Source organism: Streptomyces sp. BK208 (assembly GCF_004364245.1).
Classification (GTDB): Bacteria; Actinomycetota; Actinomycetes; order Streptomycetales; family Streptomycetaceae; genus Streptomyces.
The window spans coordinates 19,406-44,769 of record NZ_SOAV01000005.1 but is presented as its reverse complement, the minus strand read 5'-3'; the positions used below and the strand labels follow the sequence as shown (position 1 = coordinate 44,769).

The 25,364-nt window shown below is 71.6% G+C and carries 22 protein-coding genes and 1 pseudogene; 11 read left to right on the top strand and 12 right to left on the bottom strand.

The genetic code is table 11. From position 1 onward, the window contains the following. Positions 1-18 precede the first annotated feature (18 nt). Together EV562_RS13775 and mca are read right to left on the bottom strand one after the other, a co-directional pair. Positions 19-255 (bottom strand): hypothetical protein, encoded by a 237-nt coding sequence (locus EV562_RS13775; RefSeq protein ID WP_208298347.1) that lies wholly within the window; start codon positions 253-255, stop codon positions 19-21. Continuing rightward, on the bottom strand, positions 248-1,129 hold the full coding sequence (mca, locus tag EV562_RS13770; protein WP_133887095.1) for a mycothiol conjugate amidase Mca: 882 nt from the start codon (positions 1,127-1,129) through the stop codon (positions 248-250). Before mca ends, EV562_RS13775 begins: the two co-directional genes overlap by 8 nt. 125 nt (positions 1,130-1,254) lie before the next feature. Between mca and EV562_RS13765 the strand changes: the two genes are divergently transcribed. Continuing rightward, a complete protein-coding gene (locus tag EV562_RS13765; RefSeq protein WP_133887094.1) occupies positions 1,255-1,653 on the top strand; it encodes a DUF4307 domain-containing protein in 399 nt (132 codons plus the stop codon). 180 nt (positions 1,654-1,833) lie between these two features. Then, a complete protein-coding gene (gene greA, locus EV562_RS13760) occupies positions 1,834-2,331 on the top strand; it encodes a transcription elongation factor GreA (protein ID WP_133887093.1) in 498 nt (165 codons plus the stop codon). 130 nt (positions 2,332-2,461) lie between these two features. Here the strand turns inward: greA and EV562_RS13755 are convergent, their stop codons facing one another. The 3 genes from EV562_RS13755 to ilvA form a co-directional block, all read right to left on the bottom strand. Then, entirely contained in the window at positions 2,462-3,319 is an 858-nt protein-coding gene (locus tag EV562_RS13755; RefSeq protein WP_133887092.1) for an ABC transporter permease, read from the bottom strand. Beyond that, positions 3,316-4,323: an ATP-binding cassette domain-containing protein gene (locus tag EV562_RS13750; protein ID WP_133887091.1), complete on the bottom strand. Its 1,008-nt coding sequence runs from the start codon at positions 4,321-4,323 to the stop codon at positions 3,316-3,318. The genes EV562_RS13755 and EV562_RS13750 overlap by 4 nt, the downstream gene beginning before the upstream one ends. A 171-nt stretch (positions 4,324-4,494) precedes the next feature. Beyond that, on the bottom strand, positions 4,495-5,724 hold the full coding sequence (gene ilvA / locus EV562_RS13745) for a threonine ammonia-lyase (RefSeq protein WP_133887090.1): 1,230 nt from the start codon (positions 5,722-5,724) through the stop codon (positions 4,495-4,497). Between the two features lie 169 nt (positions 5,725-5,893). Here ilvA and EV562_RS13740 point away from each other — a divergent pair, with 169 nt between their 5' ends. The 3 genes from EV562_RS13740 to EV562_RS13730 all read left to right on the top strand — a co-directional run bounded on the left by EV562_RS13740 (position 5,894) and on the right by EV562_RS13730 (position 7,645). Further along, positions 5,894-6,394: a MarR family transcriptional regulator gene (locus tag EV562_RS13740; RefSeq protein ID WP_133887450.1), complete on the top strand. Its 501-nt coding sequence runs from the start codon at positions 5,894-5,896 to the stop codon at positions 6,392-6,394. A gap of 191 nt (positions 6,395-6,585) precedes the next feature. Next, on the top strand, positions 6,586-7,101 hold the full coding sequence (locus EV562_RS13735) for a sigma factor-like helix-turn-helix DNA-binding protein (protein ID WP_133887089.1): 516 nt from the start codon (positions 6,586-6,588) through the stop codon (positions 7,099-7,101). 286 nt (positions 7,102-7,387) lie between these two features. Beyond that, entirely contained in the window at positions 7,388-7,645 is a 258-nt protein-coding gene (locus EV562_RS13730; RefSeq protein WP_133887088.1) for a hypothetical protein, read from the top strand. Positions 7,646-7,655: 10 nt separating this feature from the next. Here EV562_RS13730 and EV562_RS13725 read toward each other — a convergent pair whose 3' ends face one another. After that, positions 7,656-8,810, bottom strand: coding sequence for a cystathionine gamma-synthase (locus EV562_RS13725; protein ID WP_133887087.1), 1,155 nt, complete (start codon positions 8,808-8,810; stop codon positions 7,656-7,658). Between the two features lie 96 nt (positions 8,811-8,906). Here EV562_RS13725 and EV562_RS13720 point away from each other — a divergent pair, with 96 nt between their 5' ends. Continuing rightward, complete coding sequence (locus EV562_RS13720) at positions 8,907-10,025, top strand: hypothetical protein (protein ID WP_133887086.1); 1,119 nt, start codon at positions 8,907-8,909, stop codon at positions 10,023-10,025. Positions 10,026-10,170: 145 nt separating this feature from the next. Here EV562_RS13720 and msrA read toward each other — a convergent pair whose 3' ends face one another. Continuing rightward, complete coding sequence (gene msrA, locus EV562_RS13715; protein ID WP_133887085.1) at positions 10,171-10,683, bottom strand: peptide-methionine (S)-S-oxide reductase MsrA; 513 nt, start codon at positions 10,681-10,683, stop codon at positions 10,171-10,173. Between the two features lie 201 nt (positions 10,684-10,884). On the opposite strand from msrA, the gene EV562_RS13710 reads away from it, so the two are divergent. After that, positions 10,885-11,478, top strand: coding sequence for a DUF4291 domain-containing protein (locus tag EV562_RS13710; protein WP_133887084.1), 594 nt, complete (start codon positions 10,885-10,887; stop codon positions 11,476-11,478). Continuing rightward, positions 11,477-11,728 (top strand): annotated as a pseudogene (locus EV562_RS13705) (hypothetical protein); the annotation flags it as partial. The gene EV562_RS13710 and the pseudogene EV562_RS13705, both read left to right, overlap by 2 nt. A 52-nt stretch (positions 11,729-11,780) precedes the next feature. On the opposite strand, the gene EV562_RS13700 reads toward EV562_RS13705, so the two are convergent. Then, positions 11,781-12,500 (bottom strand): TetR/AcrR family transcriptional regulator, encoded by a 720-nt coding sequence (locus EV562_RS13700; protein WP_347877073.1) that lies wholly within the window; start codon positions 12,498-12,500, stop codon positions 11,781-11,783. A 163-nt stretch (positions 12,501-12,663) separates the two neighbouring features. On the opposite strand from EV562_RS13700, the gene EV562_RS13695 reads away from it, so the two are divergent. Then, on the top strand, positions 12,664-13,701 hold the full coding sequence (locus EV562_RS13695; RefSeq protein WP_133887083.1) for an aldo/keto reductase: 1,038 nt from the start codon (positions 12,664-12,666) through the stop codon (positions 13,699-13,701). Positions 13,702-13,705: 4 nt separating this feature from the next. Here EV562_RS13695 and narI read toward each other — a convergent pair whose 3' ends face one another. The 4 genes from narI to EV562_RS13675 are packed head-to-tail and all read right to left on the bottom strand — an operon-like array spanning position 13,706 to position 20,488. Next, positions 13,706-14,419 carry a respiratory nitrate reductase subunit gamma gene (narI, locus tag EV562_RS13690; protein WP_133887082.1) on the bottom strand — a complete coding sequence of 238 codons (714 nt, stop codon included), beginning with the start codon at positions 14,417-14,419 and terminating at the stop codon, positions 13,706-13,708. Next, positions 14,416-15,102 (bottom strand): nitrate reductase molybdenum cofactor assembly chaperone, encoded by a 687-nt coding sequence (narJ, locus tag EV562_RS13685; protein ID WP_133887081.1) that lies wholly within the window; start codon positions 15,100-15,102, stop codon positions 14,416-14,418. Before narJ ends, narI begins: the two co-directional genes overlap by 4 nt. Then, positions 15,099-16,757, bottom strand: coding sequence for a nitrate reductase subunit beta (narH, locus tag EV562_RS13680; RefSeq protein WP_166661768.1), 1,659 nt, complete (start codon positions 16,755-16,757; stop codon positions 15,099-15,101). The genes narJ and narH overlap by 4 nt, the downstream gene beginning before the upstream one ends. Next, positions 16,757-20,488, bottom strand: coding sequence for a nitrate reductase subunit alpha (locus EV562_RS13675; RefSeq protein ID WP_166661767.1), 3,732 nt, complete (start codon positions 20,486-20,488; stop codon positions 16,757-16,759). The genes narH and EV562_RS13675 overlap by 1 nt, the downstream gene beginning before the upstream one ends. Before the next feature lie 816 nt (positions 20,489-21,304). On the opposite strand from EV562_RS13675, the gene EV562_RS13670 reads away from it, so the two are divergent. Together EV562_RS13670 and EV562_RS13665 are read left to right on the top strand one after the other, a co-directional pair. Continuing rightward, positions 21,305-21,811 carry a hypothetical protein gene (locus tag EV562_RS13670; protein WP_243860058.1) on the top strand — a complete coding sequence of 169 codons (507 nt, stop codon included), beginning with the start codon at positions 21,305-21,307 and terminating at the stop codon, positions 21,809-21,811. Positions 21,812-21,965: 154 nt separating this feature from the next. Then, on the top strand, positions 21,966-25,160 hold the full coding sequence (locus EV562_RS13665) for an RHS repeat-associated core domain-containing protein (RefSeq protein WP_133887080.1): 3,195 nt from the start codon (positions 21,966-21,968) through the stop codon (positions 25,158-25,160). The last annotated feature ends 204 nt before the right edge of the window (positions 25,161-25,364 follow it).

The following is a 25,364-nucleotide window of genomic DNA, read 5'->3' as shown; positions in this document are numbered from 1 at the left end:
GGCCTGGTCCCGGCGGGTCTAACCCCGCTGGGGCTTCGCCTCGCCGCCACCGGAGGCGTCCTGCTCCGCCGCCTCCTTGAAGTCGACCTTGCCCATGTGCCGGTTCATGGACTTCATCAGGCCCCACACCGCCAGAGCCATCACCGCGAACACGACGAACCCGAGGACACCGGGGGTGACCTTGTCCTCGTCCAGCTCGGCGAGGGTGACGAGATGCGTCATTGCCAGGCTTGCGCTTGCACTCATGTCAGGCATTGTCCCGGATACCCGCGAAGAGGTCGTCCTCGGGGAGGGAGGTTTCCACGAGGGACTTGGCCAGCTCGTACTCCTCGGTGGGCCAGACCTCCTTCTGGATCTCCATCGGCACCCGGAACCAGCCCCCGTCGGGGTCGATCTGCGTGGCGTGCGCGATCAGCGCCTTGTCGCGGATCTCGAAGAAGTCCGCGCAGGGCACGTGCGTGGTGAGGGTGCGCTCCTTGCGCTCGAACTCCGCCCAGCGCTTGAGCCAGTCGTGGTAGGGCGACTCCAGGCCGCGCTCCAGCAGCGCGTTGTGCAGCGCCTCGGTGCGGGGCCGGTTGAAGCCCTGGTTGTAGTAGACCTTCAGCGGCTGGTACGCCGGTCCGTACTCGCCCTCGGGATACTTCTCGGTGTCGGCCGCACCCTCGAACGCCACCATCGTGATCTTGTGGGTCATGATGTGGTCCGGGTGCGGATAGCCGCCGTTCTCGTCGTAGGTGGTGATCACCTGGGGCCGGAAGGAGCGGATCTTCCGCACCAGCTCACCGGCCGCCTTGTCGACGTCCTCCAGGGCGAAGCAGCCCTCCGGCAGCGGCGGCAGCGGGTCGCCCTCGGGCAGGCCGGAGTCGACGAAGCCGAGCCATTCCTGCCCCACGCCCAGGATCTCCCGGGCCTCGTCCATCTCCTTCCTGCGCACCTCGTGGATGTTCTCCTCGATGTACGCGTCGCCCTGGAGCTTCGGGTTGAGGATGGAGCCGCGTTCCCCGCCGGTGCAGGTCACCACCAGCACGTCCACCCCCTCGGACACGTACTTCGCCATGGTGGCCGCGCCCTTGCTCGACTCGTCGTCGGGGTGGGCGTGGACGGCCATCAGTCGCAGCTGGTCAGTCAAGACTCAATCCTCGGGTCAGTCGGCGCCCGTGTGCATCGGCGCAATCGGAGGCTTCTATAGTGACCGAATCGGGGGACGAAAAATTCCGGAGCCCGGACGGACCGGCTTCTGCCGAGAGGACGATCATGAGTACGGCGAGCACGCGGACGCCTCAGGGTCGGTACGGCCGCTCCTCGGACGAACGCGCCGATCGCACCCTCAAGACCGTCGGGGCCGTGCTCGGCGCGCTCCTGCTCGCGCTCATCGGCTGGTTCGGCTACCACTACGTCGGCCAGAACAAGATCAGCGGTGAGCTGATCGGCTTCGAGCTCGCCGACGACTCGGTGCAGGTCCACCTTGAGGTCCGCAAGGACGAGGGGGTCACCGGCTACTGCACGGTGCGCTCCCAGGCGGAGGACGGCGACGAGGTGGGCCGGGCCGACTTCCGCTTCGACGGGGACGAGACGCGGATCGACAAGGTCGTCACCCTGCGCACCAAGGCCGCGGGGACGTCGGCCGAGCTGCTCGGCTGCCATCCGGAGTGATCCGACGGGGCTCGCCGGCGCCAATACGTACCGCCTGGCCTGCTGCGACAGGAATCTGGTGGCTTATGTCCTCCCCCTTTGGCCACTGAATTGTTAGGCTCGTGGTTTCGCCCTTCCGTGAAGGAACATCCTTCTGGGTAGGGCGTTGATTTGTATTCCCAGTACCAACGAGGAGCACCCGTGACCCAGACCAGCGAGAACGTCACCTGGCTGACCCAGGAGGCGTACAACAAGCTCAAGGAGGAGCTTGAATACCTTACTGGTCCTGCGCGCACCGAGATCTCTGCCAAGATCGCCGCGGCTCGTGAGGAGGGGGACCTGCGCGAGAACGGCGGGTACCACGCGGCGAAGGAGGAGCAGGGCAAGCAGGAGCTCCGCGTGCGCCAGCTGACCCAGCTGCTGGAGAGCGCCAAGGTCGGTGAGGCTCCGGCCGCCGACGGCGTGGTGGCACCCGGCATGGTCGTCACGATCGCCTTCGACGGTGACGAGGACGACACGCTGACCTTCCTGCTCGCCTCCCGCGAGTACGCGAGCTCGGACATCGAGACCTACTCGCCGCAGTCCCCGCTGGGCTCGGGCGTCCTCGGCCACAAGGTCGGCGAGGACGCGCAGTACGAGCTGCCCAACGGCAAGCCGGCCTCGGTGAAGATCCTCACGGCCGAGCCGTACAACGGCTGACGCGCCCCGTCGGCCGGCCGCAGCCGGCCGACCGGCTTGGCCGAGCCCCCGGTGTCCCCGTGACGCCGGGGGCTCGTCGTCGTTCTGCCGGCCCGCTGCCTGTGAGTCCCGGGGGCCGTGGGTCCTGAGGTCAGCTGGCCGCCGAGCGGTACTTGCGCACCGCCAGCGTCCGGAAGACCGCGATGATCAGGACGGACCAGATCAGCGAGGCCCAGACGGGATGCTGCATCGGCCAGGCGTCGGACTGCACGACACCCGGGTTCCCGAACAGCTCCCGGCAGGCCTGCACCGTGGCGCTGAACGGGTTCCACTCGGCGATGTGCCGCAGCCAGGGCGTCATCTGACTGGAGTCCACGAAGGCGTTCGAGACGAACGTCACCGGGAACAGCCAGATGATCCCTCCCGAGGTCGCCGCCTCCGGGGTGCGCACGGAGAGACCGATCAGCGCGCCGATCCAGGTGAAGGCGTAGCCCAGGAGCAGCAGCAGCCCGAAGCCGGCCAGGACCTCCCCGGCGCTGGTCGGGTCGGCGGATCCGGTGCGCCAGCCCACGATCAGCGCGACTATCGCGAGGACGAGCAGCGTGATCGCCGTCTGTACGAGATCGGCGACGGTGCGGCCGGTGAGGACCGCGCCGCGGGCCATCGGCAGGGACCGGAAGCGGTCGACGAGCCCCTTCTGCATGTCGTCGGCGATGCCGGCCGCCGATCCCGCGGTGGCGAAGGTAACGGTCTGCGCGAAGATGCCCGCCATCAGGAAGTCCTTGTAGACATCCGGATCGGTGGTGTTCCCGATCTTCATCGAGCCGCCGAAGACGTACGTGAAGAGGACCACGAACATCACCGGCTGGATGATCCCGAACAGGACCATCTCCGGGATCCGGGTCATCCGGATCAGGTTTCTGCGGGCGATGACGAGGGAGTCCCGGACGGACTGGCCGATGGCGTTGGGGGGTGCCGCGGGCGGCGTCGTGTCGGTGGCGGCGCTCACTGGGCGGTCTCCTTCTGCTGCTCGCGGCCGGCGGCGTCCGCCGGACCGCTGGTCTCGTCCTTCGCCTCGGCCACGTGGCCGGTGAGGGAGAGGAAGACGTCGTCGAGGGTGGGGCGGCGCAGGCCGATGTCGTCGATCTCGATGCCGCGGACGTCGAGCTCGCGGATGACCTCGGCGAGCAGCTTCGCGCCGCCGGTCACGGGGACGGTCAGCTTGCGGGTGTGCTCCTCGACGGTGGTCGATCCCTTGCCGAACCGGGCCAGCACCTCGGAGGCCGTCCCCATGTGCTCGCGCTCGTGGACCACGACCTCGACGCGCTCTCCGCCGGTGCGGGCCTTGAGCTGGTCGGAGGTGCCGCGGGCGATGACGCGGCCGTGGTCGACGACCGCGATGTCGTGTGCCAGGTGATCGGCCTCCTCCAGGTACTGCGTGGTCAGCAGCAGGGTCGTGCCGCCGGCGACCAGCTGCTTGATGACCTCCCACAGCTCCTGCCGGTTGCGCGGGTCGAGGCCGGTCGTCGGTTCGTCCATGAACATGACGGGCGGGGAGACGACCAGGGCTGCCGCCAGGTCGAGCCTGCGGCGCATGCCTCCCGAGTAGGTCTTGGTGGGGCGGTCGGCGGCGTCCGAGAGATGGAACTGGTCGAGCAGCTCACCGGCCCGGGCCTTCGCCGCCCTGCCCTTCATCTGGTAGAGCTGGCCGACCATCTGCAGGTTCTCCCGGCCGGTCAGGTACTCGTCGACCGCGGCGAACTGGCCGGAGAGGCCGATGGAACGCCGCACCTCGTTGGGCTGCCTGAGGACGTCGATGCCCGCGACGACCGCTCTGCCGCTGTCGGGGCGCAACAGGGTCGTCAGGCAGCGGACGGCGGTGGTCTTGCCCGCGCCGTTCGGCCCGAGCAGGCCGAGGACCGTGCCCTCGGGGACGTCCAGGTCGACGCCGTCCAGAGCCCTTACGTCACCGAAGGTCTTCACCAGGCCTTCGGCATAGATGGCGCCTGGCATATGAGTCTCCACGTCGTCGGGGAAATCTTCGGAAAGCCTAGGTATGTACGTTTCGCCGCGCTCATCGAGCGACACATGACACACCGTAACGCGATGTATCGCGTCTCACAATGCAGTTACTCGAACGAGTGACGAACGGGCGGCGAAGCGGCCACCGGCCCCCGTCGGGGCTCAGGCGATGACGGTGTAGCCCGCCTCCCGCAGCGCCCTGCCGACCTCGGCACAGTGCTCCGGGCCCTTCGTCTCCAGGTGCAGTTCGACCTCCGCCTCCGTGAGCCCGAGCCGTGGATGGGTCCGCACGTGGCTCACGTCGAGGACGTTAGCGTCGACCACTGACAACACCCCGAGGAGCGTGGCCAGGGCGCCGGGCCGGTCCGTCAGCCGGAGCCGGACCGCCAGGTAGCGGCCCTGCGCGGCCATGCCGTGCCGCAGCACGCCCTGCATCAGCACCGGGTCCACGTTGCCGCCGGACAGGACCGCGACCACCGGCCCCGCGAAGGTGCCGGGCTCACTCAGCAGCGCCGCCACCGGGCTCGCGCCGGCCGGTTCCACCACCAGCTTCGCCCGCTCCAGGCACAGCAGCAGGGCCGTGGACAACGCGTCCTCGGAAACCGTGCGGACCTCGTCCACCAGCTCGCCGACGATCCCGAACGGCACGTCGCCCGGCCGCCCCACCTTGATGCCGTCGGCCATCGTCGCCGGGTTCTCGACCGCCACCGGGCGCCCCGCGGCCAGCGAGGGCGGGTACGCCGCCGCGCCCTCCGCCTGCACGCCCACGATCCGCACGTCGGGCCGCAGCGCCTTCACCGCCACCGCGATGCCCGCCGCGAGGCCACCCCCGCCGATACCGACCACGACGGTCCGCACCTCGGGACACTGCTCCAGGATCTCCAGCCCGACGGTGCCCTGGCCCGCGATGACGTCGGGATGGTCGAAGGGGTGGATGAACACCGCCCCGGTCCGCTCCGCGTACTCCTGGGCGGCGGCCAGCGTCTCGTCGACGACCTGTCCGTGCAGCCGCACCTCGGCGCCGTAGTCCCGGGTCGCGCTGATCTTCGGCAGCGGCGCGCCCTTCGGCATGAACACCGTCGACCGCACGCCGAGCAGGGACGACGCCAGCGCCACGCCCTGCGCGTGGTTGCCCGCGCTCGCCGCGACCACCCCCGCGGCCCGCTGCTCGGGCAGCAGTCCGGCGATCCGCACGTAGGCGCCGCGCAGCTTGAACGAGCCGGTCCGCTGGAGGTTCTCGCACTTGAAGTGCACCGGCGAGCCGACCAGCTGCGACAGGTGGCGGCTGCCCTCCATCGCCGTCACCCGTGCCACGCCCGAGAGCATCTTCTGGGCTCCGCGCACGTCGTCCAGGGTGACGGGACCGACCAGGGCCGCTGTGGTGTAGCTCATACCCTCCAGCATCGCAGTTCCGGGTCGCCCGGGGCCGTTGTGACCAACCTCCGAGACCCGCTTTGCCCAGCGCCGGTACGCCTCGGCGCCCGGCCGCGTACCCTGTCCCCCAATTAGCAGCCCTCCACGAAGTGAGCCCCCGGCCATGCCCACAACGCCTGAAATGTCGATGGACATGACGACCGCCGGTGACACCGGTCTTCTCGAGACGCTCCAGCACGAGGTCGCGCTCTTCGCCCGCCGCGCCGAACAGACCCGGCTCGGCGGGGTCGGGCAGGTGCGCAACTCCATGGACCGCGCCGCGTACCTGCTGCTCAACCGGCTCGACAAGGAGGGCCCGATGGGCGTGAAGGCGCTCGCCGCGAGCATGGGCATCGACTCCTCCACGGTCACCCGGCAGGTGGCCCCGCTCGTGGACACCGGACTCGTCAAGCGGACCTCCCACCCCGAGGACGGACGCGCCGTGGTCCTGCAGCTGTCCCCGCGCGGCGTGGCACGGCTGGAGGAGGTCCGCTCCTCCCGGCGTCAGCTCATGGCCGAGCTGACCCGCGACTGGGAGCCGGAGGAGCGCGAGACGTTCTGCGCCCTCCTGGCCCGCTTCAACGGTGCCCTGTCCGCACGGATGGCCCCCTCCGGCGTGGCGGCCACCGAGACGCCGTCGGGCTCCTGACCGATCGCACGCCTTCAGCAGCCGTACGCGGTTCGGTGGTTCCCCGGCTCCCGCCTCCGTGACTCCGCGGCTCCGCGCCCCTGCGGCTCCGCGGCTTTCGGAGCGGGGTTCGCGCCGAACCCTTGACCGGCGGGCCGCCCCTGGCCTGATATGAGACCTCAGGGGTCGTCGCCGTCCGGGCGGGAGGCGCGGTGCGAGATCGGCATGCGTCCCACGGTGCCCGCCGGGCCCGCGAGTTCGAGGCGTTCGTCGCGGGTGCGGCAGGGCGGCTGCTGCATGCCGCGACCCTGCTCACCGCCGAGGCCCCGGACGCCAATCCGCGCGCGCGGCGCCTGCTGGCCCTGAGCCTGGCGCACACGTACGCGTCCTGGGACCGGCTGCACGGCGAGGACCCGTACGACCGCGCCCGCCAGTACCTGGCCATGCGGTTCGCCCGCGAGGTCTGGCACCGGTACGGCGTGCTCGCCCGGGCCCGCAGACACCCGGCGGGCACCTTGGGCGCCCTCGCCCCGCAGGAGCGCCTGGTCCTGGTGCTCAGGCTGTACGAAGGCGTCGCCGAGGAACAGGCGGCCGCGCTGCTGGGCCTGCCCGTGGACCGGATCCGGACGATCTGCGCCCGGGCGACGACCACGCTCCTGCACCCACCGCCCGCGCCGGCCCGCCCGGTGGCGGCGAAGGCGACCGGAGCCGAGGCGGCGACGCCATGACGGGCGTGGCGGCGGCCGGGCGGACCCACCCGGCGAACGACGCGAGGAGCGGTCCCGCGACCCGCAGCGGGGCGGGCGCTACGACCAGCGCCGGGGCCGCGTCCCACACCGGGGCCGCGACCGACACCGGAGCGGGGGCTATGACCGCCGCCGGGGCAGGCGTCGCGTCCGTCGCCGGGCCGCATGCCGCGGCCGGCTCCCGGCCCGGCGGCACGAAAGGCATGAGGGCCATGAGGGGCGCGGGGGGCGCGAGGGTCACGCGCGCGCGGTGCGCCGGGAGGTGTCGGTGAACCGGGCCCGGCGCGAGGCGGCCGCGCGGCGGCTCATGGAGCAGTCGCCGCCCCGGGTGCCGCCCGACCTGTACGCGGAGGCCGTGCGCCGGGGCGGGCGCATACTGCGACGCAGGAGGGCGGCCCGCCGCCTGATGTGGCTGCTGACCGGCGCCGCGGCCGTGGTGTTCGCGGTGTGGGCGCTGACGGCACAGCCGTGGGCGGAGCCGCCTTCGGAGACGACCCCGCCCGTGACCGGCTGGGAGAGCTGGTGAGCCCGGTCCGCTAGCCCAGCGCCTGCTGGAGGTCGGCCAGCAGGTCCTCCGCGTTCTCGATGCCGACCGACAGCCGCACCAGGTCCGAGGGCACCTCCAGGGCGGAGCCGGCCACGGAGGCGTGCGTCATCCGGCCCGGGTGCTCGATCAGCGACTCGACGCCGCCGAGGGACTCGCCGAGCGTGAAGACCTTCGCGCGGTCGCACACCGCGACGGCCGCCTGCTCGCCGCCCTCGACGCGGAACGACACCATGCCGCCGAACGCCTTCATCTGCTTGGCGGCGACCTCGTGCCCCGGGTGCTCGGGCAGCCCCGGGTACAGCACGCTCGTCACGCGCGGGTGCCGCGAGAGCATCTCGGCGACCTTGGTCGCGTTCTCGCTGTGCCGGTCCATGCGCACCGCGAGGGTCTTGGTGCCGCGCAGCACCAGCCAGGAGTCGAAGGGCCCGGCGACCGCGCCCATCGCGTTCTGGTGGAACGCCAGTTCCTCGCCCAGCTCCTGGTCGTCGACGATCAGCGCGCCGCCCACGACGTCCGAGTGCCCGCCCATGTACTTGGTCAGCGAGTGCACGACGACGTCGGCGCCGAGCGCCAGCGGCTGCTGGAGGTACGGGGTGGCGAAGGTGTTGTCGACGACGAGCCGGGCGCCGGCGTCCCGGGCGACCTGGGCGACCTGGGCGATGTCGGTGATGCCGAGCAGCGGGTTGGAGGGGGTCTCCACCCACACCACCTTGGTCTTCGGGGTGAGGGCGGCCCGCACGGCGGCGGCGTCGCTCGTGTCGGCGACCGACCACTCCACGCCCCACCGGGTGGCGACCTTGGCGAAGAGGCGGAAGGTGCCGCCGTAGGCGTCGTTGGGGATCACCACGTGGTCGCCGGGGCGCAGCAGCGTACGCAACAGGCAGTCCTCGGCCGCCAGTCCGGACGCGAACGCGAGACCGCGACGGCCGCCCTCCAGGGCGGCGAGATTCTCCTCCAGGGCCGTGCGGGTCGGGTTCGCGCTGCGGCTGTACTCGTAGCCGCCGCGCAACCCCCCGACGCCGTCCTGTTTGTAGGTCGACACCTGATAGATCGGCGGGACGACCGCGCCCGTCAGGGGATCGGCGGTGTTGCCCGCGTGAATCGCGAGCGTCTCGAAGTGCTGACTGATGTGCCTGTCGCTCATGGGCACCGAGGGTAGCCGTGCGGAACGCCTCGTGCGTTTTCCACAGGGCGCGGGACGGGTTGGCCAATTGTCGGCGGCGTCTGGTTCGCTTGAGACATGGAGATTCTGTGGGTCCTGATGGCACTGGTCATGCTCGGCTTCGTGCTGCTCCAACTCTCGCGGCGCCGGCGCGGCGCGGTCGGCCTCGTCCCGCCCGGCCACCCGGACGCGGCGGACCCGGCGAACTACGGCTTCGCCCGCGAGGAGGAGCTGGACGTCCGCATGCCGGGTCCCGACCAGGACCTGCTGGACGTCCTGGACCTGGTGCAGCGCTCCCAGGACTACCGGGGGGCGCAGCAGCTCCTCGCCGGCACGGAGGCGGCGGGCGAGCGGCGCTGGCAGCGCGTGCAGGCCTTCGCCGGTGCCGCGTCGCTGGAGCTGCGGCAGCGGCCGGGCGGTGTGGGTCAGACGCCGGGCGGGCAATGGCTGCGGGTGTGGCGGGCCGAGGCCCCGAAGGACGCCGGCGGCGCGGCGGTGCACGCCGAGTTCCTGGTGCAGCAGGCGTGGCGGACGGCGACGCCGGGCACGGACGACTTCCGGATCATCATGGAGGAGGCCAAGGCGGCCTGCGGCGAGGCGGCCCTTCTCGCCCCCGGCGACCCCGTGCCGTACATCGTCGAGCTGTCGGTGGCCCGCGGCCTCGGCTATCCGCGCGAGGAGTTCGAGCAGCTCTGGCTGAAGATCCTGGACCGCCCCCCGCATCACATGGGTGCGCACCTGGCCGCCCTGCAGTACTGGTGCGAGAAGTGGCACGGCTCGCGCGACCTGGCGTACTCCTTCGCGGAGGCGGCGGCCGCCCGCGCCCCGCAGGGTTCGCTCCTCGCGGCGCTGCCGCTCTTCGCGGTCTTCGAGCACCTGCCCGAGGTCAACCTGGTCGCCGGTTTCTACCAGAGCGAGGTCGTCACCAAGGCCGTGCACGGCGCGCTGCACGCGGTCCACTCGGCCCGCCCGGACGACCCGATGCAGGCGCACGTCCGCCATCTGCTGGTCTTCTTCCTGGTCCGCGGTGAGCGCTGGGCCGAGGCGATGAACCAGCTGATGGTCATAGACGGCCACGTGGGCGCCCTGCCCTGGACCCTGTCGGCCGACCCGGCGGCGGAGTTCGCGGTCTACCGCGCGCTCGCGGTCGCGGGTTACGAGGCGAACGGCGGCAGCCCGGCGACGCTGCCCCACTGAGCGCCGAGGACGCGCATACGACGACGGCCCGGCCGTAACCCGGCCGGACCGCCCTCCGCTCATCCGCTGTCGCCGCTCGACGCCGCGTCGCCGCTCGACGCGGCGTCTCTGCTCCGCACCGCTGCCGTTGCCCGGCCGCTGTCGCTCAGCCTTCGCCGCGGGCGGGCAGCCGCCAGCCCGGTCGCGGGAAGTGGCAGGTGTACCCGTCCGGGTACCGCTGCAGGTAGTCCTGGTGCTCCGGCTCGGCCTCCCAGAAGGGGCCGACCGGCTCCACCTCGGTGACGACCTTGCCGGGCCACAGTCCGGAGGCGTCCACGTCGGCGATGGTGTCCTCAGCGATCCGCTTCTGCTCGTCGTCGACGTAGTAGATCGCCGAGCGGTAGCTGAGGCCGATGTCGTTGCCCTGGCGGTTCTTGGTGCTCGGGTCGTGGATCTGGAAGAAGAACTCCAGAAGCGCGCGGTAGTCGGTCGCCTCGGGGTCGTAGAGGATCTCGATGGCCTCCGCGTGCGTGCCGTGGTCGCGGTACGTCGCGTTCGGCACGTCACCCCCGGTGTAGCCGACCCGGGTCGCGGTCACGCCCGGCAGCCGACGGATCAGCTCCTCCATCCCCCAGAAGCATCCGCCCGCCAGCACGGCCCTCTGCGTCTGCGCAGCCATTGCGGCCCTCCAATGTCTCTCTCGGCTCGGTCACCCGGGCTGCTCGGCCCGCACACGACCGGCCTTTCATGCCCACCCTGCGTGCAACGCACGAGGCCCCCCGACGATTCCACCCCCGTCCCTCGTCCTCCCCTCGGGGTGCGGCCGTCTCCGCGGAAAACGGGTGGCCCGCGTCCGGGCCCACGTCACAAGCTGTACGGCATGCAGGAACCTCGACACCGGATCCGGGCGGACCACACGGCGTCCACCGTCACCGTCTACCAGGCGTACACCCCGGAGATCGGCCTCCCGGCCGCCCGGGAGGGCCGCTTTCCCGCCGCCTGGAAGCGGGACAGGATGACGTGGATCAAGCCGTCGTTCCTGTGGATGATGTACCGCTGCGGCTGGGCGGCGAAGCCGGGGCAGGAGACCGTCCTGGCCGTCGAGATCAGCCGCGAGGGCTTCGAATGGGCCCTGCGCCACGCCTGCCTGTCCAGCCACGTGCCCGGCGTGCACGGTGACCGGGCCGCCTGGCAGCGCGCGTTGAAGCGTTCACCCACCCGCGTCCAGTGGGACCCCGAGCGCGACCTGCGCCTGTGCCCCCTGCCGTACCGCTCCCTGCAGCTCGGTCTCTCCGGTGAGGCCGCACGCCGCTACGCCGACGAGTGGACGGTCGCCATCCGCGACGTGACACCACTCGCCCACGAGATCCACGCCCTGGTGATCGAGGACGACCTCGACGCGGCCCGGGCCCTGCTGCCGGTGGAGCGGCCGTATCCCGCGACGGACGAACTGCTGAGCGGCCTGCGCCCGTGAGACCGTCGTCCCGGCCCGGCCGGACGAACGCGTGCTGCTGTCCCGCGGCGGCGGACTCCCGTACACCGGTCCGCACGGAGAGAAGTGGTGGCACATCTTCCACTCCGGCTGCTCCACCTTCCCTGCGGCCGGCTTCTCCCCCTCCGGGCACACCATCGCCGTGGTGACGAGCAGCGACCTCACTCTGTGGACGCGTCAGTCCACGTCCATGCCGAAGTCGCGCACCAGTTCCTCCAGCCCGCCCGGGTAGCCGAACGCGGCGCGCACACTCCACCCGCCGCCTCGTCCAGCCCGACCCGCTGTCAGTCCCTCCGGCGCAACCCCGCGATCAGCACCCCCACCAGTTGCCGCGCGTCGTAGCGCGGGTCGGGGGTTTCCGCGCCGATGCAGAGGTTGCCGACGCCGCGCATGAGGGCGATGGCCGGTACGTCGGTGCGGATCTCGCCGGAGGCGGTCGCCGCGGCGAGGAGGTCGGTGCAGACCGGGACCAGGCGGTCGAGGAAGTAGGCGTGCAGGGTCTCGAAGCCGGTGTTGTCGGACTGGAGGACCGCGGCGAGGCCGTGTTTGGTGACCAGGAAGTCGACGAACAGGTCGATCCAGCTCGCCAGGGCGGCGTACGGGGTCGGGCTGCTCGCCAGCAGGGCGGGGCCGGCCTCGGCGCAGGCCTCCACCTGGTGGCGGTAGACGCCGATGATGAGGTCCGCCCGGGTCGGGAAGTGGCGGTAGATCGTGGCCGTGCCGACGCCGGCCTCGGCCGCGATGTCGCGCACCGGGGCCTCCACGCCCGCCCTGACGAACACCGCGGCGGCGGCGTCGAGCAGGGACTTCTCGTTGCGCCGGGCGTCGGCACGCTTGGGCCGGGAGGACGCCTGCGCCGCCCGGCCCGTGCTCGCTCGGCCCTCGCCCGTCCGACCCGTCCCCCCCGCCCCCGTCTGGCCCTCGCCCCCCTGGCCCTCGCCCGCGCGACCCGTGCCCCCCTGGCCCGTCCCCGCCCGCCGCGTCCCCGCTTCGTCGTCCTGCACCGTGCCGTTCCCTTCGTCGATTGATAAACGGGACACCGTTCCGTATCGTTGGCCGGGTAAACGGGACGGCGTTCCGCTTGGCCTCCCATGATGCCAGAGCGTGGAACCCGCCACCACGTCATGCCTCGATCCACCCCGCAAGCCACCCCGTGGAGGAACCGTCATGCAGTACCGCACCTTGGGCCGCACCGGTGTGCAGGTCAGCTCGCTCGCGCTCGGCGCCATGAACTTCGGCGGCATCGGGCACACCACCCAGGACGAGGCCACCGCCATCGTCGACGCCGCCCTGGAGGGCGGCATCAACCTCATCGACACCGCCGACTGGTACAGCGGCGGCGAGTCCGAGGAGATGGTCGGCAAGGCGATCGCCGGGCGCCGCGACGACATCGTGCTGGCCACCAAGGCGAACATGCCGATGAGCGACGAGCCCAACCACCAGGGCTCCTCGCGGCGCTGGCTGGTCACCGAGCTGGACAACAGCCTGCGCAGGCTCGGCGTCGACCACGTCGACCTCTACCAGATCCACCGGTGGGACCCGAACACCAGCGACGAGGAGACGCTGTCCGCGCTCACCGACCTCCAGCGCGCCGGGAAGATCCGGTACTTCGGCTCCTCGACCTTCCCCGCGTACCGGATCGTCGAGGCGCAGTGGGCCGCCCGCGAGCACCGGCTGAGCCGGTACGTCACCGAGCAGCCCAGCTACTCCCTGCTCCAGCGCGGGATCGAGAGCCACGTGCTGCCGGTGGCCGAGCAGTACGGGCTCGGCGTGCTCGTGTGGAGCCCGCTCGCCTCGGGCTGGCTGTCCGGCGCGGTGCGCGCGGGGCAGACGGTCGCCACGCACCGGTCGGCGGTCCTGCCCGAGCGCTTCGACCCCGCCCTGCCCGCCAACCGGGCCCGGCTCGACGCCGTCGAGAAGCTCGCCGCGATCGCCGACGAGGCCGGCCTGACCCTGATCCAGCTCGCGCTCGGCTTCGTGACCGCGCACCCCGCCGTCACCGGCGCGCTCATCGGGCCCCGCACCCTGGACCACCTGCGCTCCCAGCTCGCGGCCGCCGACACCGTGCTCTCCGACGACGTCCTCGACGCGATCGACGCCGTCGTCGCGCCCGGCACCGACCTGGCCGCGCACGAGAAGTTCGACGCCCCGCCCGCGCTGCTCGACCCGGCACTGCGCCGCCGTCGCCGCCCGGCGGCCCGCTGAGCGGTCAGCGCCCGGCCCGGCCCGGCACCGCGTCGCCGCGCCCCCGGTGGCGGTACACGACGTACGGCCGCACCAGGTACCCCAGCGGCACCGTGAAGGCGTGGACCAGGCGGGTGAAGGGCCACAGGGCGAAGAGGGCCATGGCCAGGAGGGCGTGCAGGCGGTAGACCAGGGGGGCCTCGGCCATGGCGGTCACGTCGGGGGCCAGCGTGAACAGGCTGCGGAACCAGACCGAGACACCGAGCCGGTAGTCGTACGGGGCGGTGGCCGTCGCGCCGGACGCGGTGGCCGTCAGCCCGGCGAGGACGACCGTGATCAGCACGGGGTAGACGGCGCGGTCGCTGCGACTGGTCGCGGCCCTGATCGCGGGGGTGCGCAGGCGGCGGTACAGAAGCAGGGCGAGGCCCGCCAGGGTGGCCAGGCCCGCCGTGCCACCCGCCAGCAGGGCGTTGGCGTGGTAGAGGTGCTCGCTGACGTGGAGGCGGTCGGTCAGCGACTCGGGGACCAACAGGCCCGCGACGTGGCCCGCGATCACGAACAGCAGGCCGTAGTGGAAGAGCGGACCGGCGACGCGCAGCAGCCTGCTCTCGTGCAGCTGGCTGGACCGGGTGGTGAAGCCGAAGCGGTCGTAGCGGTAGCGCCAGGCCGTGCCCGCCACCAGCACCACCAGGGTCAGGTAGGGCAGGACGCCCCACAGGGCGGTGTGCAGGTGCTTCATCGGCGCGCTCCTTCGTCGTGCGGCCGGGGCAGGGTGGGGAAGGGGCTCGGCACGTCCAGTCCCACCGCTTCGGCCGGCGGGCCGGTGCGGGTCAGGCGCAGGGCCTCCTCGCGGCTGGCCGGTGCCGGGCCGGGCAGGCAGTGGCAGACGGCCCGGAGCAGGTCGGCGTAGGGGCTGCGGTGCGCTTCGAGCGCGTAGCGCAGCACTTCGACCGCCGCACGGTGTTCCGTCAGCAGTGCGGTGCCCGCTGCGGGGACGCGGGCGGCGAACTCCAGCATCAGCGGCAGGAAGTCGGGCAGTTCGTCGTCCGGCGGGAGCCAGCCGTGGGCGCGGTACTCGGCCTTGATACGGGCGAGGGCGGCGCCGCGGCGGCGGGTGTCGCCGTCGGTGTAGTAGGTGAGGTAGAGGCAGCGCCGGCGGCTGCGGTCGAAGGTGGCGACGTAGCGGGCGGCCAGGGCCAGCGGGTCCTCTCGCTCCACCCGGTCGCAGAAGGAGAGGAGCAACCGGATCTCGGGGCCGGGCAGCCCGGCCACCGCCTCGCGGACCGTGCGCGGGCGGCGGGGCCAGTCGCCGTCCGGGTAGCCGAGGAGGAGGGCGGCGGCCTGGAAGACGGCCGGGGCGCCGGCGGCGTTTCCGGTACGGCCGCGGCTCGACGACCGGGTACGGCTGTTGCCGCGGCTCACCGTTCGGGTTCCGTCCGCGCGGCGCGGCGGGCGCGCGGGAAGAGGCCGTCGGGGCGTCCTCTTCCGTTCCAGTTCAGGAGGTTGACCCGGCCGCGCAGCGCCGGCGTGCCGGCTCCGGCGGTCGGCGGCGCGTGGAACGCGTCGGGGTCGAAGCCCTGCGGCAGCGGGCCCGGGCCGCCGCCCTCCGCGCCGTCCGGCATCATGCCGGGACCGCCCTCGCCGTCCAGGCTGCACCCCGCCCCGCTCCCGGGGTCGGGGACGGCGCCGGTGTAGGTGGTCGGGATGACGTAGCGCTCGTCGTACTTGGCCAGCGCGAGCAGCCGGTACAGCTCCAGGACGCCGGGCTCGTCCAGCCCGACCGACTCGGCGATCCGCGGGTCCTGTTCCTCGCCGAGGTTGACGCGCCGCATGTGGGAGCGCATCGCGGCCAGCCGGCACAGGGCGGCCTCGACGGGCCCGGGATCGCCCGCCGTGAAGAGTTCGGCGAGGTAGCCGACGGGGATGCGCAGCGTGTCGATCGCGCCGAACAGCGCGGCCGGGTCCTCCCCGTCGTGGCCGGTGCCGGTGAGGGCGTCGACGACCGGGGAGAGCGGAGGGACGTACCAGACCATCGGCATGGTGCGGTACTCCGGGTGCAGCGGGAGCGCGACGCGGTAACGGGTGATCAGGGCGCGCACCGGGGAGCGGCGCGCGGCCTCGACCCAGTCGTGCGGGATGCCGGACGCCTCCGCCGCGCGGGCCACCTCGGGGTCGTCGGGGTCGAGGAAGCAGCCGAGCTGGGCCTCGTACAGGTCCTTCTCGTCGGTGACGGAGGCGGCGGCGCCGACCTTGTCGGGGTCGTAGAGCATGACGCCGAGGTAGCGGAGCCGGCCGACGCAGGTCTCGGAGCAGACGGTCGGGTCGCCGGCCTCGATGCGCGGGTAGCAGAAGGTGCACTTCTCGGCCTTGCCGGTGGCGTGGTTGAAGTAGACCTTCTTGTACGGGCAGCCGCTGACGCACATCCGCCAGCCCCGGCAGCGGTCCTGGTCGACCAGGACGATGCCGTCCTCGACGCGCTTGTAGAGGGCGCCGGAGGGGCAGACGGCGACGCACGACGGGTTGAGGCAGTGCTCGCAGATGCGGGGCAGGTAGAACATGAACGCCCGCTCGTAGTCGAGGCGGACCTGTTCGCTCATACGGGCGAGCAGCGGGTCGGCGGCGATCAGTTCGGGGCCGCCGCCGAGGTCGTCGTCCCAGTTGGGGCCCCAGGTGATGGCGGTGGGGTGGCCGTCGATCGCCGAGCGGGGCGGGGCGGTGGGGATGTCGTCGCCGAGGGGGGCGGTGGTGAGGTTCTCGTACTCGTAGGTCCAGGGCTGGTAGTAGTCGTCCAGGGTGGGGAGTTCGGGGTTGGCGAAGAGGCGGGCCAGGCGCCGGGCCCGGCCGCCGCTGCGCGGGACGAGGCGCCCGCCCTTGAGGCGCCAGCCGCCCTTCCACTTCTCCTGGTCCTCGTGGCCGCGGGGGTAGCCCTGGCCGGGCCGGGTCTCGACGTTGTTGAACCAGGCGTACTCGGTGCCGGTGCGGTTGGTCCAGGTCTGCTTGCAGGTGACCGAGCAGGTGTGGCAGCCGATGCACTTGTCGAGGTTCATGACCATCGCCACCTGTGCCATGACGCGCATCAGTAGGTGACCTCCTGGGAGCGGCGCCGGATCGTGGTGACGGCGTCGCGCTGGTTGCCGGTCGGGCCGTAGTAGTTGGGGGCGAAGGAGAGCTGGCCGTAGCCGCCGATGAGGTGGGTGGGCTTGACGAGCAGCTTGGTCAGGGAGTTGTGGACGCCGCCGCGGCGGCCGTTCGTCTCCGACTTCGGTACGTTCACCAGGCGTTCCTGGACGTGGTACATCAGCACCGTGCCGTCGGGGACGCGGTGCGAGACGATCGCGCGGGCGACGACGACGCCGTGCGCGTTGACGGCCTCGACCCAGTCGTTGTCGGCGGCGCCGATCGCGCCGGCGTCGGCGGGGCTCATCCAGACGACGGGGCCGCCGCGGGCCAGGGTCTGCATCAGCAGGTTCTCCTGGTACTCGGAGTGGATGGACCACTTGGCGTGCGGGGTGAGGAAGCGGACGGTCACCGCGCGTCCTTCGCCCGCCGGGGCCGGGGAGTCGCCCAGCTCGGCCAGGTTCAGCGGGGGCCGGTAGACCGGGAGTTGCTCGCCCAGCTCCGCCATCCAGTCGTGGTCGACGTAGAAGTGCTGGCGGCCGGTGAGGGTGTGCCAGGGCTTCTTGTGCTCGGTGTTGACGGTGAAGGGCGAGTAGCGCCGGTCGGGTGCCTCCTTGCCGGACCACTCGAAGCTCGCCCCGACCTGCACGGGCCGCTCCTGGGTGTCGGAGAAGACCACGCGCCGCTCCGCCACCGTGGCGGCCAGCTCGGCGAGTCCGGCGCCGGGGCCGACGCGGTCGGCGAGCCGGTCGAATCCCTCAGCGGCCAGGCGCCCGTTGGTGGTGCCGGACAGGGCGAGGATCGCCTCGCAGAACTTGACGTCGGTGTCGAGCAGGGGACGGCCCCGGGCGGGCCCCGCGGGGGCGGTGCCGCAGCGGGCGGCGAGCCAGCGGGACTCCTCGTGCGGGTCGACGGTGACGCCCTTGACGGTCATGCCGTGCTCCTCGGCCAGCGGCCCGAAGGCGGCGAGCCGGTCGGCGACCGCCGTGTAGTCCCGTTCGACGACGGTCACCGGTGGGGCGTTGCGGCCTGGCTCGACGGGGGTGCGGCCGTCGCGCCAGTCGGTGACCCGGCCGCCGGGCTGGGCCAGCTCGCCGGGGGTGTCGTGCTGGAGGGCGGTGGCGACCAGGTCGTGGGCGGTGCCGAGGCGGCCGGCGGCGAGTTCGCTCAGGCGGCGTGCGAGGGAGTGGAAGATCTCGAAGTCGGTGCGGGCCTGCCACGGCGGGTTGATCGCGGGGCTGAAGGCGTGCACGAAGGGGTGCATGTCCGTGGAGGACAGGTCGTGCTTCTCGTACCAGGTGGCGGCGGGCAGCACCAGGTCGGAGAAGAGCGTCGTGGAGGTCATCCGGAAGTCGAGGCTGAGCAGCAGGTCGAGCTTGCCCTCGGGGGCGTCGTCCCGCCAGGCGACGGAGCGCGGCCGGTGTTCGGGCGGTGCCTCGTCGGAGGTGGCGCCGTCGCGGGCGCCGAGCAGGTGGCGCAGGAAGTACTCGTTGCCCTTGGCGGAGGAGCCGATCAGGTTGGCCCGCCACACGGTCAGCACGCGGGGCCAGTTGCGGGGAGCGTCGGGATCCTCGCAGGCGAAGTCGACGGCCCCGGATCCGAGTTGCTCCGCGATCCAGTCACCGGGGTCCTGGCCGCTCTCGCGGGCACGGCGTCCCAGGTCGAGCGGATTGGCGTCGAAGGTCGGGTAGGACGGCATCCAGCCCAGCCGGGCGGACTGCGCGACCAGGTCGGCGGTGTGGCGGCCGGCGAAGGTGCCGGGCGCGGTGGGCGACGCGAGCGCGTCGGCGGGGTGGGACTCGTACCGCCACTGACCGGTGTGGAGGTACCAGTACGGGGTGCCCGCCATCTGCCGCGAGGGCCGGACCCAGTCGGCGGCCGTGGACAGCTGCTGCCAGCCGGTGTACGGGCGGACCTTCTCCTGGCCGACGTAGTGCGCCCAGCCGCCGCCGTTGACGCCCTGGCAGCCGGTGAGGATCAGCAGCGAGAGGAAGGAGCGGTAGATGGTGTCGGAGTGGAACCAGTGGTTGGTCCCGGCCCCCATGACGATCATGCAGCGGCCCCGGGTCTGCTCGGCGGTGCGCGCGAACTCCCGGGCGGCCCGGACCGCGGCGGCGGCCGGTACGGAGGTGATGCGCTCCTGCCAGGCGGGGGTGCAGGGCTCGTCGGCGTCGTCGTAGCCGGCGGGCCACCGGCCGGCGAGTCCGGGGCGGGCTACGGCGTACTGGGCGAGGAGCAGGTCGTAGACGGTGGTGACGAGCCGGCCGCCGATCTCCCGGGCGGGTACGCCGCGCACCACGGTGGCCCCGGGTTCGTCGAAGCGGGGCAGCACCACCTCGACACCGTTGTCACGGTGGCCGTCGGTGTGCCCGTGCAGGCTGAGCAGCGGGTCGGCCCCGCCGAGGTCGAGGTTCCAGCGCCCCTCGCCGCTCTTGCCCCACCGGTCGCCGAGGGTGCCGTTCGGGACGATCACGTCGTCGGTGTCGGCGTCGATCAGCACCGGCATCCAGGCGCGCGCCCCGGCGTCGGCGTGCCGGCCGAGCCCGAGGTCGGCGGCGGTGACGAACTTGCCGGGCGTGCGGCGGCCTGCCGTACCCCCTTCGGAGTGGCCCTCCGTGTACTCGTCGAGGGCGACGAGGAAGGGCAGGTCGGTGAAGCGCTTGACGTAGTCGGTGAAGTACGGGACCTGCCGGCGGACGAAGAACTCGGTGAGCAGCACGTGCCCCATCGCCATGGCGAGCGCCCCGTCGGTGCCGGGGTGCGGGTGCAGCCACTCGTCGGCGAACTTGGTGGCGTCCGCGTAGTCGGGCGAGACGACGACGACCTTCTGGCCGCGGTAGCGCGCCTCGGCCATCCAGTGGGCGTCGGGGGTGCGGGTGACGGGGACGTTGGAGCCCCACAGCATCAGGTAGGCCGCGTCCCACCAGTCCCCCGACTCCGGCACGTCGGTCTGGTCGCCGAAGACCTGCGGAGAGGCGATGGGGAGGTCGGCGTACCAGTCGTAGAAGGAGATCATCGGGGCGCCGATGAGGGAGTGGTAGCGGGCCCCGACCGCGTGTGAGGCCATCGACATGGCCGGGATCGGGGAGAAACCGGCGACCCGGTCGGGGCCGTACTCCGCGATGGTGTGCACCTGGGCGGCGGCGGCGATCTCCAGTGCCTCGTCCCAGTCGACGCGGACGAAGCCGCCGTGGCCGCGGGCGCGCTGGTAGCGGCGCCGCTTGTCGGGGTCGCCGGTCAGTTCGGCCCAGGCGGCCACCGGGTCGCCGCCGTGCCGGCGTTTCGCGTCCCGGTACATTTCCACGAGGACACCGCGGGCCAACGGATGGCGAACGCGAGTGGGCGAATAGGTGTACCAGGAAAAGGAAGCACCGCGGGGACAACCGCGCGGCTCGTACTCGGGCCGATCGGGGCCGACGCTCGGATAATCCGTCTGCTGGGTCTCCCAGGTGATCAGACCGTCCTTGACGTACACCTTCCAGGAACAGGAACCCGTGCAGTTGACGCCGTGTGTCGAACGCACGACTTTGTCGTGCGCCCAGCGCTCCCGGTAGGGGCGGTCGTTGACGCTCTGGTCCGTGCGGTACACGGCCCTCAGATCGAGGGTGGTCGGGGACCTGCGCAACAACTGACCCGCCCTCAGGAGCCGGTCCGCGGCGTCGGCCGCGGCCTTCGCCCTGCTTCGCACCACGCTGCCATCTCCTTGTGAACGCGACGGAGCGATGCCCGCCGGACTCCGGCGGGCATGCTGTGTGCCGCTTTCAGCATCTCGCCGATATTCACTGCAGAAACGGTATTGCAGTCGCCTTTGCGGAGGAGGGGGCGAAGGTTTTCGTACGCTTTGCAATAGTTGTCATGCGCATATTCTTCAGCTCGGCCGACTTTCGGCCACGAATGCCGGAAGAATTCATACGGCCACCCACCGCGCGCCAGGAATTCCGCCCACGTCACCTTGCCGACCGGCACGCCTTACAGGGTGGGATTCCCGCCAGAACGGTACGCGCGACCCGCTTTTCCGGGGACCGCGCACCGGCGACTTCGGCACCGGCGCCCACCGCACAGGCCGAGGCGGGAACGGGCCGGTGTGGCCGGATCGACGACGTCGAGTCCTTCACCCACCCGGCGAAACCATGCCTGGTTCCCCGACTCCGAAGACTCATGTATGTCGCACACATCACAAGGAGAGAGCGCTTTCCCACAGGCTGCCGCCCCTCGCTCGCTTCGACCTGCAAAGCCATGGCCGTGACAGCAATGAGCCTGCGTTACGCAGGCTCCGGGCCCGCAAATCCATGGCTGTACGGAGAGTCATCTGACTACGCTCGGTAGTGCCAACTTTGGAATGTGGGGTTCCGGTGGGGGTCGTGGTGAGGATAGGGAGGCGCACCGGGCGGGTGCGCCTTCCATTACGCGGGTGCCCGGCTGAGGTTTCGGGTGGCTGGGGGCTGTGCGTCTTTCCAAGGGGGTAGTGCACGTGAAGCGTGCGCGTGTGACGGGTCTTGCCGCGGCCGTGACTGCGGCGACAGCGTTGTCGGTGCTGGGCGGCGGGGTCGCCTCGGCGGCGACGGGGCCGGGGCAGACACCGCAGCAGCAGGCGGCGAACCGGGCCGCGGGGACCGCGGGCACGGAGGCCGGCAATCCGCTGAGCAGCGCGGCGACGGCCGCGGGGGTGTGCGCGGACGCCGCGCAGATCGGTACGACGGAGTACATCTACCGGGGCACGGAGAAGATCGCCTCGGTCAAGCAGTTCTACTCGGCCCAGTGCGACGAGAACTACGGCTACGTGTGGGTCTGGAAGTCCTTCCTGGACAAGAACATCGAGTTCGACCTGACGGTCGGCGTGTGGTCCTACGAGCGCAACGCGCTGGTGGGCCGCAAGGACGTGTTCGGCACCCACTCCCAGGAGTTCTGGGGCAATGCCGCCAAGACGGTGGACGAGTGCACCTCGGGCGACGGGACCATGAGCATCCCCGACGACCCGCAGCAGCTGCACACCCGCACGTCCAAGCGCTGCTGACGCGGGTCCCCACGCCGGCGCAGCGCCGCCGGCCAGGTGACACGTACGACTTCCTCCGAGCAGGACGGGGCGGCACCCGTGCAGGGGTGCCGCCCCGGAAAGGCCCTGCTCCCTCGTCATTCAACGCATCGGAGAGACCTTCGTGAATCCTCGCATGCCCGTGACGCGTCAGCGTAGGCGCTGGCTGCCGCTGGCGATCTTGGCGGTGACCACCGCGACCGCCACCGTGGCCGCCGCCGTCCCGGCCACCGCACGACCGCACCCGACCACGTCCGCCACCGCCGCCACCTCGGCCAGGCCGGCCCCCTCGCCGCTGGGGGTGACCAAGGCTCCGGCCAGCACCCCCTTCAAGGCGAGCGGGAAGGCCGGCCGGCCGGTGGTCGAGTCGGCCGCGGCCGATCCCGGCTTCTACGCCCTCGGCGTCGGGCAGGTGCCCTGGTCGGAGTTCTTCACCGCGCAGCTCTCGGACGGCGTCAGCGCCCAGGTCAACTACGGCAACGGCAACCTGCTGCTGACCGTCGACGGCTTCGACATCGCCGACGCCGGCCCGGGTCTGGCCTACGGGAACACCTTCAACAGCCTCAACGGTGTCGGCTGGAACGCCACGTCCGGCGCCGACTACCGCGTCGAGGAGCCCACTCCCGACGGCGTCTCCGTGCAGGGCCCCACCGGCACGGTCGGCGTCTTCACCCGCTCCGGCTCGTCCCTCACCCCGGCCAGGGGTTACAAGCAGGACCTGACCGAGGCGTCGGACAAGAAGTCCTTCACGCTGACCAGCCGCAGGACCGGTGAGAAGACCACCTTCTCCCGTTCGGGCACCACCGGTGCCGCGCGGGTGTCGAAGGTGGAGGACAAGAACGGCAACGCCACCACCATCGCCTACTCCGGAAACTTCACCTCGAAGATCACGTCGGCCTCCGGGCGCACGCTGACGTTCACCAACGACGGCAAGCACATCACCAAGGTCACCGACAACACGGGCCGGACGATCGGCTACACCTACAGCGGCGATCTGATCAAGACGTTCACCGACACCGACGGCAGGACCACGACCTTCGACTACGACTCCTCCAACCGCCTGACCAAGGTGATCACGGCGGAGGCGCGGCAGACGAAGTTCACCTGGGACAGCGACAAGGTCGCCTCCGTGACCCGGGTGGTCACCAACTCCACCGGCGCCGGCAACACCACGGCCTTCCGCTGGATCCTGCCCCCCGACAACAACCCCGACGCCGAAGGCGTCGTGCGGGTCACCGATCCGCGGGGCAAGAACACGCTCAAGACGGTGGACGGCTACTGGCGCACCAAGAAGACCGAGGACCCCCTCGGCCACACCCGCTCGAAGTCCTGGGGACCGGACAACGACATCGCCACCGCCACGGACGCGATGGGCGCGGCCCCGGAGGACGGCAACGTCACCAGCTACAAGTACGACAACGTCTTCAACCCCACCACCGTCACCATCCCCACCGGGGCGTCGGCGACGGTGACCTGGGTGAAGAAGGGCAGCGGCTACTTCCCCGAGAACGCCACCACGGCCTCGGCGGAGAAGACGACCAACGCCTACGACACCTCCGGCAACCTGCTGACCTCGACCGACTCGACGACCGGCGGCACCGCCGCCAAGTGGACCTACGACTACAACCCCGAGTCCGGGACCATGGAGTGCGGCGGCCTGCCCGGCCAGCGGTGCAGCGCCACCGACCCGCGGGACAAGAAGACGAGCTACACCTACGACTCCAAGGGCAACCTGACCAAGGTCACCCCGCCGTCCCCGCTCAAGGCGATCACCTACACCTACGACGACCTCGGCCGCCAGAAGACGGTGACCGACGGCCGCGGGGTCACCACCAGCTACACCTACGACAACCGCGACCGCGTCAAGACCCAGACCGCCGGCAGCTCCACGGCCACCTTCACCTACGACGCCGACGGCAACCTCAGGACCCGCACCACCCCGGCCGGCACGTCGACGTTCACCTACGACGAGCAGAACCGCGAGCGCACCCGGGTCCTGCCCGGCAGCCCGGCGACGTCCATCACGTACGACGCCACCGGCAACGTCGCCACCGCCACCGACTCCGCGGGCACGGTGACGTACGGCTACGACGACGCCAACGAACTGACCTCGGTCACCGAACCCGGCGGCGCGAAGACGACGTACACCTACGACGACAACGGCAAGCGCACCAAGACCACCTTCCCCGGCGGCACGACGCAGACCGTCACCTCCGACGACTCGAGCCGTCCGACGAAGATCGAGGTCAAGTCGGGTTCCACGACGCTGTCGTCGATCTCGTACGACTACGCGAACGCGGGCAAGGACACCGACAGGATCCGCAAGCGCACCACCGACGGCGCCGCCCTCGCCTACACCTACGACACGATGGGGCGCCTGACCAAGGCCGTGGAGACCGAGTCCGGCTCCACGACGGCCGGCTGGTCGTACTGCTACGACAAGGCCGGCAACCGCACCGGGCGTTCCTCGGGGACCTCGCTGCCGGCCGACTGCGACGACGCCGAGCAGAAGGCCGTCTACAACGACGCCGGCGAACTGACCTCGTTCGACGGCGACGACGGCTTCGCCTACGACGGCGCGGGCAACGAGACCTCGGCCGCGAGCCCGACCGGCACCCGCACCGCCGAGACCTGGACGCCGTTCGCCCAGCTCGGCTCCTACACCCAGTCCGGCACCACCACGGACCAGACCTACGCGGGCACCGACAACACCCAGCGTCTCAAGGCCGGTTCCTCGACCTTCACCAACGCCGCAGTGGGCATCACCGGCCGGAGCGTCTCCGGCGCGGCCACAGGTTTCGTCCGCGAGCCCTCGGGCACGCTGGTCGCCATGAGGAGCGGGGGCGCCAGCCAGTACTACCTGACCGACGCCCAGAACTCCGTCGTCGGCCTGGTCGACGCGAGCGGCAGGCGCACGGCCACCTACTCCTACGGACCGTACGGCGAGCCGCGCGTCAACAGCGGCACCGACCAGCCGTTCCGCTACACCAGCACCTACCTCGACCCGACCGGCCTCTACCAGATGGACGCCCGGTACTACGACCCCGGCCTCGGCCGCTTCACCCAGCCCGACCCCGCCGGTGAGGAGCAGAACGCCTATCTGTACGCGGCCGGAGACCCGGTCAACCACACCGACCCCACCGGGACGAGCCTCCTCGGCTGCATCGGCGGAGGGCTGTCGGTGCTCGGCGGGGTGATCTCGACCGGCGCCGGGATAGCCAGTGCCGTCGGCTCGGGCGGGCTCAGCACGCCGGCGTCCTGGGCGGCCATCGGCGGCGGAATCGGACTCGTCGGAACGGGCATCGGAATGATCGACGCCTGCACGTCATGACGGACAGGAAGCAGAAGATGCTCGCCAGACTCGTGTGGATCGGGATCGCCCTGGGGTGTCTCGGAGTGCTCCTCTTTCTCCTCGACGTCCTGGTGAACTAGTCCCGGAGCTTCGCACCGAGGCATGCGTGCTCGTGAAGGCGGAGGCAGCCTGCCAGTGGCAGGCTGCCTCCGCCCTCCGCGTTCCGCTCCCCCGCCCCGGTCC

Coding starts and splice junctions, on each gene's coding strand:
- msrA (WP_133887085.1), bottom strand. CDS start 10,683: ATGGCTGCGCAGACGCAGAGGGCCGTGCTGGCGGGCGGATGCTTCTGG.
- EV562_RS13775 (WP_208298347.1), bottom strand. CDS start 255: ATGCCTGACATGAGTGCAAGCGCAAGCCTGGCAATGACGCATCTCGTC.
- EV562_RS13725 (WP_133887087.1), bottom strand. CDS start 8,810: ATGAGCGACAGGCACATCAGTCAGCACTTCGAGACGCTCGCGATTCAC.
- EV562_RS13695 (WP_133887083.1), top strand. CDS start 12,664: ATGCAGTACCGCACCTTGGGCCGCACCGGTGTGCAGGTCAGCTCGCTC.
- ilvA (WP_133887090.1), bottom strand. CDS start 5,724: ATGAGCTACACCACAGCGGCCCTGGTCGGTCCCGTCACCCTGGACGAC.
- EV562_RS13765 (WP_133887094.1), top strand. CDS start 1,255: ATGAGTACGGCGAGCACGCGGACGCCTCAGGGTCGGTACGGCCGCTCC.
- EV562_RS13740 (WP_133887450.1), top strand. CDS start 5,894: ATGGACATGACGACCGCCGGTGACACCGGTCTTCTCGAGACGCTCCAG.
- EV562_RS13710 (WP_133887084.1), top strand. CDS start 10,885: ATGCAGGAACCTCGACACCGGATCCGGGCGGACCACACGGCGTCCACC.
- EV562_RS13750 (WP_133887091.1), bottom strand. CDS start 4,323: ATGCCAGGCGCCATCTATGCCGAAGGCCTGGTGAAGACCTTCGGTGAC.
- narH (WP_166661768.1), bottom strand. CDS start 16,757: ATGCGCGTCATGGCACAGGTGGCGATGGTCATGAACCTCGACAAGTGC.
- EV562_RS13720 (WP_133887086.1), top strand. CDS start 8,907: ATGGAGATTCTGTGGGTCCTGATGGCACTGGTCATGCTCGGCTTCGTG.
- narI (WP_133887082.1), bottom strand. CDS start 14,419: ATGAAGCACCTGCACACCGCCCTGTGGGGCGTCCTGCCCTACCTGACC.
- EV562_RS13665 (WP_133887080.1), top strand. CDS start 21,966: ATGCCCGTGACGCGTCAGCGTAGGCGCTGGCTGCCGCTGGCGATCTTG.